The following is a 12,400-nucleotide window of genomic DNA, read 5'->3' as shown; positions in this document are numbered from 1 at the left end:
TCCATGAAATCGACGATGATCGCGACACGATTCGCTGCGGCGATTGCGACCACCATTGCCGTGGCCGCCTGCTCGACGACCGGCGCACCGCCGGCGTCGGCCGACGCGCAACCGACGCTCGGCGGCGTCTGGAACCCGAGCGTGCGGGGTTACGGAACGGTCCGGCCGATGCGAGTCTTCAACGGCGGCGACCCGACGGGCGATATCTGGGACATCACCTGGTCATCCTGGGGTGGAGAACAGGCCATCGGGCGAGGTCTGTCCTACGGGATACCGCCGGGCGCCACCAGCGTCGCGCAGTCGATCAAACAACCGGCGACGATCGTGGCCTACAACCTCGGCACCTGCAACGGCAAGCTGATGTATCAAGCGGCGAAATGGTACTTCCCTGGCAACGGGGAGACGTTCGATCCCGCTGGGCACTACAACATCTGCACCGGCGACTACGTCGACGGCATCTGACGAACACCCTTGATCGGCAACAGGTTCCGTCACTTCACAAAACCATCCCACGCGAGTCACACTGATCGAATCGATTGACGGTGTCCCGGCGCGGACGATTGTGTCTGAGCCATGAAGAGTTTCCTGGCCTGCGACGCCTTCGCTGATCGGACGGTCGTCCTCATCGGTGGCGGTTCCGGAATCGGTTTTGCCGTGGCCAAATTGGTGGCGTCCGGTGGGGGTGCGGTCGTGCTGGGCGGGCGCCGCGCGGCTGTGCTCGAAAAGGCCGCCGCCGAGCTTGGCCCGGCGGCGACCTGGCAGGTCGTCGACACCGCGGACAAGCGCACCATAGCCGCCCTGTTCGCGCGGCTCGACGCCGTCGATGCCGTCTTCACCACCGCGGCCACCTACGTCACCGGATCGATGCGCGAACTCTCACTGGCCGACGCCGCGTCGCCCTTCGACTCGAAGTTCTGGGGTCAGTACCGCGTCGTCAAGGCCGCGCTGCCGGTGCTGACCGCCGACGCGTCTGTCGTCCTGATGGCCGGGGCGGCCAGTGTGCGGCCCTCCGGGGCGGCGCCCGCCTACGTCGCGGCCAACGCCGCGATCGAGGGACTGGCACGCGGACTGGCCGTCGAACTCGCGCCGGTACGGGTGAACGCCATCTCTCCCGGCACCGTGGACGGCAACCTCTGGAATCAACGCCCCCAGGCGGTCCGGGAAGCGGCGTTCGCCCATTTCGTCGAAACGTCGACCACACGGAAACTGGCGCGGGAGGACGAGATCGCGGCCGCCGTCGTTCATCTGTTCCTCAACGGCGCGACGACGGGCTCCACGATCTATCCCGACGGCGGGTACAGCTTGCGTTGACGCGGCTCGCCACCCAGCTGACGTCGGCGAAAAATGTTCGTGCTGAGTGCAATCGGTGTCTGATGCGCGAGATGTGTGCACGGTGGAGGAGTGACCCGACAAATTCGCTTCAACGCCTTCGATATGAACTGTGTCGCGCATCAGTCGCCCGGGCTGTGGCGGCATCCAGAGGATCAGTCCTGGCGCTACAAGGACCTGGAGTACTGGACCGAACTGGCGAAGTTGTTGGAACGCGGCAGGTTTGACGGCCTGTTCATCGCCGATGTGCTCGGCACCTACGACGTCTATGGAGCCAGCGACGAGGCCGCCATCCGGCAGGCCGCGCAGATTCCGGTGGGCGACCCGCTGCTGTTGGTATCGGCGATGGCGCTGGTGACCGAGCATCTGGGCTTCGGCATCACCACCGGCACCGGGTTCGAGCACCCGTATCCGTTCGCGCGCCGGATATCGACCCTGGATCACCTGACCAAGGGGCGGATCGGCTGGAATGTGGTCACCGGTTATCTGCCCGCCGCCGCGCGCAACATGGGGCAAACCGACCAGCCGGCCCACGACGCCCGGTACGACCACGCCGACGAATATCTCGAGGTGCTCTACAGGTTGTGGGAGGGCTCCTGGGAGGACGATGCGGTGGTCCGCGACCGCGAGCGCGGGGTGTTCACCGATCCGGACAAAGTGCACCACATCGGGCACTCCGGAACACATTTCAGCGTGCCGGGAGTGCACCTCGCCGAGCCGTCGCCGCAGCGCACCCCGGTGATCTACCAGGCTGGTTCATCTCCGCGCGGGGTACGGTTCGCCGCCGAGAACGCCGAGGCGATCTTCACCGCGGCGCCGACCAAAGCCATTCTGGCAGAGACGGTTTCGACCATCCGCCGGGAGCTGGAACTGGCCGGCCGAGATCCCTACTCGGCCAAGATTTTCAACCTGTCGACAGTGATCACCGCGGCCACCGATGCCGAGGCGCACGCCAAGCATCACGAGTTGCTCTCCTACGGCGACCCGGAAGGCGCGCTGGTGTTCATGTCCGGGTGGATGGGTGTGGATCTGGCCCGGTACGGGTCGGACGAGCCGATCGGCAACGTCGACTCGAACGCGATCCTGTCCGCGGTCAAGGCGTTTCAGTCGGCTGACCCCGATGGCCGGGAGTGGACGGTCCGGGACATCGCCGAGTGGGGCGAGATCGGGGGCATGGGCCCGCGGATCGTCGGGTCGGGCGCAGCGGTGGCCGACACCTTGCAGGAGTGGGTCGACGAGACCGATGTCGACGGTTTCAACCTCGCCTATGCCATCACCCCGGGTTCGTTCACCGACGTGATCGAGCACGTGGTTCCCGTGCTCACCGAACGCGGTGCCTACCAGGCGGATTACCAGCCGGGGTCGTTGCGGCACAAGCTGCTCGGCAATGGCGACCGGCTGCCGCAGGAACATCGCGGGGCGCGATACCGCGTCGGTGGGCCGTCATCGACGATCATCGACCGCCCGTCCACGCTGCCGTCGTCGTCAGCATCGACCGCGGCTCAACCGGCGCGCGGCCGCTGAGTGGTCAGCGGAGACAAGAAACCCCGGCCCGCAGGCCGGGGTTTCTTGGTTACTGATGTGTGTCCGAGGGGGGACTTGGCCACTTGCGACACGAGTTGCGGTCTTTGAGTTGAGTCGTTTACCAGGTAGCTCGGAGGCTTGGGCGCGCAGTCGGCACCAGTGATGTCCTATGTTTAGTTAGCAGCTCTCGATCGGTTCCTATTCGCCGTAGCAGCAGATGGTCTGGCCGGTTCCTCGGTGGATGTCGTCAGCAAAAGTCAAGCAAACTGACTGCACGAACTCCCGGGCCTGGGCTTGACCCCTTTCGATGGACACGGGATCAGGCGGCTTGTGCCGTCTGATTGATCCGGTTTTCGCATTCCACCGGGGTGATCATGCCGATCGCGGAATGGCGTCGGCGGCGGTTGTAGACCCGTTCGATCCAGTTACCGACGGCGAGCTTAGCGGCCGCTTTGGTCGGCCACAAGTACCGGTCATAGAACTCGACTTTCAATGTGGCCCAAAAAGATTCAGCCGCGGCGTTGTCCCAACACACCCCGGTCCTCCCTACTGAACGAGCGAGATCTAGGTTCGGGCCAGGTGGGCCATCTGCGCGCTGGTGTATTGGCAGCCACGGTCAGCGTGAAATACCACCTGCCGGGTAACTGCCCACGGGCCACGGCCATCGCGACCGCGGCCTGCACTAGATCGGTGTGCAGATGGTCCTCAATGGCCCAGCCGATGATCCTCCGCGAATGCCCATCGCGCACCGCGCACAGATACAGCCAGCCCTCGCCGGTTCGCAGGTAAGTGATGTCACTGGTCCACACCCGGTTGATCGCACCGGCATCGAAGCGACGTTTGACCAGGTCCGGGATCGGTGGTGCATCCAGATCCGCCACCGTGGTCGCCGGCGCGAACGACCGTGGGCTGATCACGGCCAGGCCCTGGCGCGCCAGCGAGGCGGCCACGGTCTTGCGGGACACCGCGCGGCCTTTTTCACGTAGGTCAGCCAGTATCCGCGGTGCCCCGTACACCCCGTCAGAGGCTTCGTGAGCGGCCGCTACCGCGGCATCCAGACCGGCACGGCGCACCGCAGCCGCACCAGGTCCGGCGGCCGCGTTGGTGCGCCATTTGTAGAACCCCGAGCGGGACACCTCCAAGAGTCGGCACATCCGTACGATGCTGTAGTTGGCCTTCTCGGCGGCAATACCCTGGTAGGCCTCTACCGGTTCTGTTCGGAGGCGAAGAAGGCCGCGGCGTTTTTTAAAAGCTCACGGTCCAAACGCAATTCAGCGTTCTCTTTGCGTAGCCGCTCCAACTCGGCACGCACATCAGCATCGAGCACCGCGTCAGTATCGGTGCCGCTCGCGCGTTGCTGGGCCAGGCGCACCCAGCGCTCCAGCAGTTGTTCACCGACGCCGATCTCCACGGCCACGTGCGCAATCGGGCGGCCCGTCTCGATCACCAGGCGGGCAGCCTGCTCCCGAAACTCCGGGGTGTACTTCTTGCGCTTGCCCGACATACGGACATCCTTCCCGCGGGACCAGCAGTCCCACCAGTTAGGTGTCCACCATCAGGGGTCAACCCCAGGCCCATCAGTCTCTAGAATTACCGGGAGCGTGCGTTTCGACGACATCGTCCTCATTTGTATCAGTCCAAGCTCGAACATTAGGGGTGGTGATCCCAGGATGTCCAAAGCGCTCGCGCGCAAGGCTTCGTCGGTCAAGAATCGTTGTGCGCGGTAGCGGTCGATTCTGAAATGGTCGGCGACCAGGTAAAGGTACTCGACGACGATTCCACGTGCGATCGCTCGAGGTAGGTGTATTCGGTAGTGATCGTTCAGGTACTTCACGACGAACGTCGTGCGATTGCCCATCCAGGGTGAGCGCCAGGTCACGGGTTGATGGGCTAGTTCTACGCGCTCTAGGTGCGTCGCTGGCTGGGGGCACTCCCGGGGCGGGGTTTCGTGTCTCAGATGCGGACCACCATATTTGCGGTGGGAGGGGTAGCGGTCGGTCCGTGATCGAGGCTGAATTCTGCAACAGCGATTCCAGCCATGGAAATCTTCGGTCTGAGCGAAGTCATCCGTAGTCATCCGTCACCATCTATCTGTTTCATCGGTTCGGGCGGTGCTGAACTCTGACTAGGAGCTGTCATTCTTCAGCAGGACGTCAGTGGAATTGACCGTTCAGAAACTCTGCCCGCGCGGCGGTGCGGGCCAGCTTTCCCGACGTCGTACGGGGGATGCGGCCGGCCGCAACCAGTCGCACCTCGGCGACGCGCACCTGGTGATGACGCGACACCGCAGCCCGCACCGCCTCGGCCACAGGCCCCAGTTCGGCACGCCCGGCACCCACCGCACGCTCGGCCACCACGACCAGTTGTTCACCCGAATCACCAGGCACAGCAAAGGCTGTCACGTAGCCGGACCGCACCGCCGACGAGGCGCGGCTGACCGTCGCCTCGATGTCCTGCGGGTAATGGTTGCGTCCGTCGACGATGACGAGATCCTTGATGCGGCCGGTGACGAACAGCTCGCCGCCGACGTAAACGCCCAGATCGCCTGTGGCCAACCACAATGCGTTGTCCTCAGCGCCATCGGCGTGGCTGACGGTCTGACGGGTCTGCAGCTTGTTGCCGAAGACCCGCTCGGACTCCTCGGGCCGGCCGAAGTAGCCCCGGCCGATGTTGTTGCCGTGCAACCAGATTTCGCCGACGGTGCCGTCGGCGGCCTCATCGCCGTCGGGCGTCACGATCGTCACCCACTGGTCCGGGATGGCCTGCCCGCACGACACGTGGGGCACCGCGCCGTCCGCGTGCCGGCCCACGACGACGGCCCGGCCCGCCGCGAGCTCCTCGCGGTCCAGATATGTGGCGCACGGCTTTTCGTCCGCGCCGATGCTGGCGACCGACAGCGTCGCCTCGGCCATGCCGTACGACGGCTTCACCACGGTCTCGGGCAGCCCGTAGGGCTTGAAGGCCTCCATGAACTGCTCGATGGACGGCAGCGTCACGGGCTCGGAACCGTTGAGCAGCGTCACCACATTGCTGAGGTCGAGCGGTTCATCGGCCGGCGGCAGGCCACGCTGCGCACACAACTCGAAGGCGAAATTGGGTGCGGCCGCGAACGTGCGGCCGTGGGCGGCCTCGTCGGCGAGGCGCCGGATCCACCGGTAGGGCCGGCGGACGAACGCCATGGGGTCCATCAGACTGATCTGGCCGCCGCACAGCGCGGGGAACATGATCATGATCAAGCCCATGTCGTGATACAGCGGCAACCAGCTCACGCTGCGGATGTCGGTGTCCAGGCCGCCGGCCAGGATCATCTGAATGACGTTGGTGCACACGTTCCGATGCGTGATCTCCACGCCGGCAGGCGTGCGCGTCGAGCCCGAGGTGTACTGCAGGTAGGCGACGTCGTCGGTGCGGGACTCTGGGGCCACGTACATCTCGGCGAGGGTGTCCGGCACGGCGTCGACGGCGATCACCCGCGGGCGCTCGGCGGCGGGCAGCGTCTTGATGAACGTGCGGACCGCTTCGGCGGCCGCGGTGGTGGTGAGCACCGCGGCCGGCTTGGCGTCGGCCAGCACCGCGGCCAGGCGCTCGGTGTGCCCGGCGAGGGCCGGCGCGAACAACGGCACGGCGATGTTCCCGGCGTGCACGGCCGCGAAGAACGCCGCGACATAGTCGACGCCCTGCGGCGCGAGGATCGCCACCCGGTCGCGGGGAGCGGTGACCTGCTGGAGCCGGGCCGCAACGGCGTTGACCTGAGCCCACAGGCCGTTCCAGCTGAGTTCGATGATCTCGCCGTCAGGGTTCTGCGCGTAGTCGATGAACCGGTACGACGGACTCTCGCCCATCGCCGCGCGGTTGCGCTCCAGGAACGACGTCAGCGTGATGCCGTCCGGTATGACAATGCTGCCATCGGAGTGAAGGAAACTTTCGGCTGACGCTGCATCTCCAGCAGTATTGTTGCTCAACGCTTTGCGTGTCATCGAAGTCATTTTGACGTCACTTTGACCCATGAACTTTCTCATCGTCGGCCCCAAGCAAACAGTGCCACAGTGTTCTGCGCTCCTACTGTCTAGACGTGGCGTGATGCAGACTGATCAGCTGCAGGTGCGCGTCCGGTCGACTGCTGGCGTTTGGGCGGTATGCAAACAATGTATGGCCACCGGAAGTACGCCCCGATGATGGCCGCGATCTGCCGCTTTGGGGCGACCAACATGTCGAGCAGACGATGCCGGCGTAACGAAATGGTCTGAATGATGCGCACATCGGCTCCAACGTGACTGATCGCTGCACTATAGCCGCGATGACAAATCTAACTTGCCAACTGGCTGGTTAATTTAGCTTCCATGGCTAACGATGGGCAACCCCAGCCGAAGGTGAGTGACATCACATCCGCCGCTGAGGCATCATTCATCCAGTGCGCACGCAGCCCGCATAAACTCCCCGAAAGGTTGGCAGAGGAAACTTGACGTCATCACGTGGCTTCGTACGCCACCGTATCGTCCAGGCGGCTTTGGAATTATTCGCTGAGTACGGTGTCAAGGGCACGACCTTGCAGATGATTGCCGACCGGCTTGAGGTGACCAAAGCCGCTGTGTACTACCACTTTCACACCAAAGACGAGATCGTGAGGGCCGTCGCACAGCCGTTACTCGAGGACATCGCTCGCGTAATACGTATCGCCGACGCGCTTCCCGACCCCCATTCGCGGCGCGAAGTCGCCGCCAGCGGCTTTGTCGAACTGGCGGTGCGCCATAGGGGCCTCAGCGCAATTGTGCAGAACGACCCGGCCATGAGCACGCTCGCGAAGACGCATGTCGAGTTGGAGAACGCCGTCGTGAAGCTGATCACGCTGCTTGATGGCCCCGACGCGGACGTCGCCCACCATATCGGGACATCGATGATCATCGGCGGAGTTTCCGGCGTTGTAACCGATGCGCGGTTGCGCGACGTGCCCGACGAACTGCTCCATCGTGTGCTTCTCGACTACGCCCAGCATCTGCTACATACCCCCAAGTTGCTGTCGGCGGCCGTGAAGCCGTCGGGAAGTGTGTAGCCGCCCAGGAGCGAGGTGCCGAAACGAGAATTCGTGACGCGGTGGTGCACTTGCGGCGCCGGGCAGATTCGGGAGCTCCTACGGGTATCGAAGATGGTGTGGGGTTTACGAAACCCGTAGTCGCATTGCGGCAGACTAGCTGCGGCAGTGGAGCCCGCGCCTTCGGCGCTAGCGCGGACTGATCCGCTTATCTGTAACTGGGCTTGACCCCGTTTGGTGGACACAGGGTCAGGCGGCTTGTGCCGTCTTAGTGATCCGGTTTTCGTATTCCACCGGTGTGATCATGCCGATCGCGCTGTGTCGTCGGCGGCGGTTGTAGATCCGTTCGATCCAGTCACCGACGGCGAGCTTAGCGGCCGCCTTGGTGGGCCACAAGTACCGGTCGTAGAACTCGACTTTCAGTGTGGCCCAGAATGATTCAGTGGCAGCGTTGTCCCAGCACACACCTGTACGCCCTACCGAACGGGCCAGATTGTGGGTGCGGGCAACCCGAGCCATCTGCGCACTGGTGTACTGACAGCCCCGATCCGCATGGAAGATCACCTGCTCGGGCAGGTCGGCGCGCAGAGCCACCGCCATCGCGACCGCCGACTCGACCAGATCGGTATGCAGGTAGTCCTCGATGGCCCAGCCGATGACCCGCCGGGAATGCCCATCACGGACCGCGCACAGATACAGCCAGCCTTGCCCGGTGCGCAGATAGGTGATGTCGCTGGTCCACACCGCATTGAGCGTCCCGGCATCGAAACGGCGTTTCACCAGATCAGGGATCGGTGGGGCGTCCAGATCCACCACCGTGGTCACCGGAGCGAACGTCCGTGGACTGATCCCGTGAAGGCCCTGGCGCGCCAGCGAAGCGGCCACCGTTTTACGGGACACCGTGCGGCCCTTCCCACGCAGATCGGCCAGGATGCGCGGTGCCCCGTAGACCCCATCAGAGGCGGTGTGCGCGGCCGCGACAGCGGCATCGAGATCGGCACGTCGGACCGCGGCCGTGCTGGGCCCAGACCCCAATCGGATGTGCCGACTCTTGGAGGTGTCCCGCTCGGGGTTCTACAAATGGCGCACCAACGCGGCCGCCGCACCTGGTGCGGCTGCGGTGCGCCGTGCCGGTCTGGATGCCGCGGTAGCGGCCGCTCACGAAGCCTCTGACGGGGTGTACGGGGCACCGCGGATCCTGGCTGACCTACGTGAAAAAGGCCGCACGGTGTCCCGCAAGACCGTGGCCGCCTCGCTGGCGCGCCAGGGCCTGGCCGTGATCAGCCCACGGTCGTTCGCGCCGGCGACCACGGTCGCGGATCTGGATGCACCACCGATCCCGGACCTGGTCAAACGTCGCTTCGATGCCGGTGCGATCAACCGGGTGTGGACCAGTGACATCACTTACCTGCGAACCGGCGAGGGCTGGCTGTATCTGTGCGCGGTGCGCGATGGGCATTCGCGGAGGATCATCGGCTGGGCCATTGAGGACCATCTGCACACCGATCTAGTGCAGGCCGCGGTCGCGATGGCCGTGGCCCGTGGGCAGTTACCCGGCAGGTGGTATTTCACGCTGACCGTGGCTGCCAATACACCAGCGCACAGATGGCCCACCTGGCCCGAACCTACGATCTCGCTCGTTCAGTAGGGAGGACCGGGGTGTGTTGGGACAACGCCGCGGCTGAATCTTTTTGGGCTACATTGAAAGTCGAGTTCTATGACCGGTACTTGTGGCCGACCAAAGCGGCCGCTAAGCTCGCCGTCGGTAACTGGATCGAACGGGTCTACAACCGCCGCCGACGCCATTCCGCGATCGGCATGATCACCCCGGTGGAATGCGAAAACCGGATCAATCAGACGGCACAAGCCGCCTGATCCTGTGTCCACCAACTGGGGTCAAGCCCACGCATACGGCGAGTTCGACGTCGAGGTCGCCGAGTTACGGGCGGGCGTCGGGGCTTTGCAGGATGTTGTCGAAGGGTTGCCGGTATTGCTCGACGACGCGGGCGCGCAGGGTGTGGGCAGTGGGGGATGCGTGCCCTCTGCTACGAACCTGGGAGTTTCGGTGGGGCCCAGGGCCGCTCAGGCAAGGGTGGTGACGTGCACCGGCGCTTCGGCGAGAAGGTCAGCTCGCCGGGAGAGCAGTTCGATGAGGCGCTCACGCGGTGTTCCGCTGGTCGGTTCGGGTGGAATGACTTGCGGTAGTAGGCGTTCGAAGGTCGCCGCAAGTAGCTGGGTGGAATGGTTGAAGTGGCGCTAGAGGGAGCGCAGCAGCACAAGCACCCCGAGAACCGGTCGCAACTACGTAAGTCAACGCCGGCCGCGCCCACCCCCAGGTGGTGCGCTCACCGCGGGGCGCACCAAAGCCGGGCCGGTGCGTAACAGGGACGTGGTTGCCCAGCGGTATCCAATTGGCCGTATAGCGGTTCGATCGTTGCTTTCTGAGCGAAGCAGCAGCAGCAGCAGCGTCGTCGTCGATCCCAACTCGTCAACCGCCGTACTGTGGCTTGAGCTTGCCAGCGAGTGCTGCCAGTGGGATGTTTGCGACGACGGTGCCGCCGTCCATGGACCAGACGCGTTGCCCCGGTGGGGTCGGGTCTTCGCGCACCATCGGCTGGTCCGGCATGTAGATCCGCAGGGAGTCACCGGTGAGCGCGAAGGCCCGGTAACTGCCGGAGTACCCGGGGCCGGCGCTGTCCGGCTGGAATTCCGGCACGGTGAACGGGTAGGTGCCCGGTGCGTGCGGCGGAGGTACCGCGTCGAGTATCGGCGGCAGGACCGGTGCGGCGGCGGCCGAAACTGCTTGGTATCCATCGATTCCCGGCCGGAACAAATCCGGCAGATACAACCGCCGCCCCGAGCTCATGTCGAACACGAAGGATCGGAAGGCATTGTTGGGCTGGATGCCGAACGGCTCGAACATCTCGTGCACCACAACCGACTGCACCCCACCGGGACCGGGAATGATCTCGTAATCGGCCTTGGCGCTGCTGTCGCGCGGCGTGGTGTTGCCGGTGTTCCGCCACCCGTTGAACAGGCGGGTGTAGTAGTCACGCAGCACCGGGCCGGCCGTCGGGTTGTCGATGAACTCTGCCGGAACCCGCAGCGACAGCAGCATTTCCGCTTCGCGCTGGGATTTGACCACTGCGGTGCACGCGCCACCGTCCCAGACCGCGCCAAGTTGACTGCAGAATCCGTCGATCGATGCGTGGGCGGTCGGCGTACCGGTCAAAGCGATCGCGGTGACCGCTGCGCCGACCACCGCCCAGGCTCTATTTGCCACGCTTACCGTCCGCTCCGGCCAGCAACACCTCGGTGGCCAGCCATCGATCGCCAACCTTGCGCATCGTCATCGAGACGCTGACGTAGTCGGTCCGCGGGTCCGGCTCCCCGGAACTTGTGACCACCTGCTTCACCGACAACAGCACGTCGACGTCGTCGCCGTGCACCGCCTTGACCGCCGCATCGTTGACAGTGCCGGTGGTGTTGACCTTGCTGTCGATCAACATCTTTCGCATCGACGCCGCAGCCTTGCTGTAGGCGTCCTTGAACTCGCCGGTCGCGCCGTCGATGATGTCGGCAAAGTTCTTGTCGATGACCTTCTGGTCGGTGGTGGTCAGGGTGACCGCATAAGCACGCGCCGCATCGAGTGCCTGCGCAGCCTCGGCATCGCGCTGGTGCTGAGCAAACAGCAGCCATCCCGTCGTGCCGGCGGCTACACCCAGCGCGAGAACCAACACGCCCACTGCCCAGCAGACCGTGCGGCGAACTGTATAGACTTTGGTGGTCTTGGGGATCACGGACTCTGCGCTGACCACGTCAGCGGTTTCGGCCTCGACCTCAGCTTCGGCGACGTCAGATTGCTTGGCCGTCATAGGATTTCGACCTTGCTGGCCAGCCACCGGCGGCCGACCTTCTCCATGGTCATGTCTATCCGGTTGCGGTCGATCCGCGGGCTGGGGTTGGACGCGTTGGTGATCGACTGGTCGACGAACATCAGCACCTCGACCTGGTTCGCCGTCGCCGATTTCACCGCTGCCGCAACGACAATGCCCGTCCCCGAGACCTTGTTGTCGATCAGCACCTGGCGCAACTGAGTGGCACCCTGGCTGTAGGCATCCTTGAACTCACCGGTGGCACCATCGAGTGACTTGCGATAATTGTCGTCAATGTTCTTGGCGTCCAACGTGGTCAGCACCACCGCGTAGTCCTTGGCCGCCTGCAACGCGGCAGCGGTTGCGATCGAGACCTGGTGTTGCTCGTACTGGCGCCAGCCCAGATAACCCAACGCTGACACCAACAGCGCGAAGAGCAACCCGCAGACCATGGCAGCCAGGCCAACCCGCCGCTTGGGCGCGGGTGCAACAAGTTCATCCGTGGCAACGGCGTCGGTGGCATCAACGTCCTCTGAATCGACCGACGACTCGGTCAACTCAGCTGCCTCGGTCTCTGCATCACGCAATTGGTCGAAGACATCGGTACTGCTGGTTCGTTTACTCATGCGTATCTCGTGGCTTG

Annotated in this window: 11 protein-coding genes and 1 pseudogene; 6 read left to right on the top strand and 6 right to left on the bottom strand. The window is 64.4% G+C overall.

The window, feature by feature from the left end; translation table 11 throughout:
- Nucleotides 1-3: 3 nt before the first annotated feature.
- The 3 genes from ACJH6I_RS25520 (at nt 4) to ACJH6I_RS25510 (ending at nt 2,853) form a co-directional block, all read left to right on the top strand.
- On the top strand, nt 4-462 hold the full coding sequence (locus tag ACJH6I_RS25520; protein WP_406784736.1) for a hypothetical protein: 459 nt from the start codon (nt 4-6) through the stop codon (nt 460-462).
- Nucleotides 463-573: 111 nt separating this feature from the next.
- Nucleotides 574-1,311 (top strand): SDR family oxidoreductase, encoded by a 738-nt coding sequence (locus ACJH6I_RS25515; RefSeq protein ID WP_318985130.1) that lies wholly within the window; start codon nt 574-576, stop codon nt 1,309-1,311.
- 90 nt (nt 1,312-1,401) lie between these two features.
- Nucleotides 1,402-2,853: an LLM class flavin-dependent oxidoreductase gene (locus tag ACJH6I_RS25510; RefSeq protein WP_318985129.1), complete on the top strand. Its 1,452-nt coding sequence runs from the start codon at nt 1,402-1,404 to the stop codon at nt 2,851-2,853.
- A 319-nt stretch (nt 2,854-3,172) separates the two neighbouring features.
- On the opposite strand, the pseudogene ACJH6I_RS25505 reads toward ACJH6I_RS25510, so the two are convergent.
- Together ACJH6I_RS25505 and ACJH6I_RS25500 are read right to left on the bottom strand one after the other, a co-directional pair.
- Nucleotides 3,173-4,357, bottom strand: a pseudogene (locus ACJH6I_RS25505) (IS3 family transposase).
- A 649-nt stretch (nt 4,358-5,006) separates the two neighbouring features.
- The gene (locus ACJH6I_RS25500; RefSeq protein ID WP_346416281.1) at nt 5,007-6,830 is read right to left on the bottom strand and encodes a fatty acyl-AMP ligase; all 1,824 of its coding nucleotides are present in this window, start codon (nt 6,828-6,830) and stop codon (nt 5,007-5,009) included.
- A gap of 482 nt (nt 6,831-7,312) precedes the next feature.
- On the opposite strand from ACJH6I_RS25500, the gene ACJH6I_RS25495 reads away from it, so the two are divergent.
- Complete coding sequence (locus ACJH6I_RS25495) at nt 7,313-7,903, top strand: TetR/AcrR family transcriptional regulator (protein ID WP_293021469.1); 591 nt, start codon at nt 7,313-7,315, stop codon at nt 7,901-7,903.
- A gap of 228 nt (nt 7,904-8,131) precedes the next feature.
- On the opposite strand, the gene ACJH6I_RS25490 is transcribed toward ACJH6I_RS25495, so the two are convergent.
- Nucleotides 8,132-8,917: an IS3 family transposase gene (locus ACJH6I_RS25490; RefSeq protein WP_346416280.1), complete on the bottom strand. Its 786-nt coding sequence runs from the start codon at nt 8,915-8,917 to the stop codon at nt 8,132-8,134.
- 4 nt (nt 8,918-8,921) lie between these two features.
- Here ACJH6I_RS25490 and ACJH6I_RS25485 point away from each other — a divergent pair, with 4 nt between their 5' ends.
- Both ACJH6I_RS25485 and ACJH6I_RS25480 read left to right on the top strand, forming a co-directional pair.
- Complete coding sequence (locus ACJH6I_RS25485) at nt 8,922-9,530, top strand: DDE-type integrase/transposase/recombinase (protein ID WP_406784735.1); 609 nt, start codon at nt 8,922-8,924, stop codon at nt 9,528-9,530.
- A gap of 11 nt (nt 9,531-9,541) precedes the next feature.
- Nucleotides 9,542-9,757, top strand: a complete 216-nt coding sequence (locus ACJH6I_RS25480; RefSeq protein ID WP_406784734.1) for an integrase core domain-containing protein — start codon at nt 9,542-9,544, stop codon at nt 9,755-9,757.
- A gap of 613 nt (nt 9,758-10,370) precedes the next feature.
- On the opposite strand, the gene ACJH6I_RS25475 is transcribed toward ACJH6I_RS25480, so the two are convergent.
- The 3 genes from ACJH6I_RS25475 to ACJH6I_RS25465 all read right to left on the bottom strand — a co-directional run bounded on the left by ACJH6I_RS25475 (nt 10,371) and on the right by ACJH6I_RS25465 (nt 12,383).
- Nucleotides 10,371-11,165, bottom strand: coding sequence for a hypothetical protein (locus ACJH6I_RS25475; RefSeq protein WP_293021477.1), 795 nt, complete (start codon nt 11,163-11,165; stop codon nt 10,371-10,373).
- Nucleotides 11,155-11,682: an Mce protein gene (locus ACJH6I_RS25470; protein WP_293021479.1), complete on the bottom strand. Its 528-nt coding sequence runs from the start codon at nt 11,680-11,682 to the stop codon at nt 11,155-11,157. The genes ACJH6I_RS25475 and ACJH6I_RS25470 overlap by 11 nt, the downstream gene beginning before the upstream one ends.
- Before the next feature lie 71 nt (nt 11,683-11,753).
- Entirely contained in the window at nt 11,754-12,383 is a 630-nt protein-coding gene (locus ACJH6I_RS25465; protein WP_293021481.1) for an Mce protein, read from the bottom strand.
- Nucleotides 12,384-12,400 lie beyond the last annotated feature (17 nt).

The organism is Mycobacterium sp. SMC-13, from assembly GCF_045311035.1.
Taxonomy (GTDB): domain Bacteria; phylum Actinomycetota; class Actinomycetes; order Mycobacteriales; family Mycobacteriaceae; genus Mycobacterium.
The sequence above is the reverse complement of the archived record's forward strand: the minus strand, read 5'-3'. Positions and strand labels throughout refer to the sequence as shown.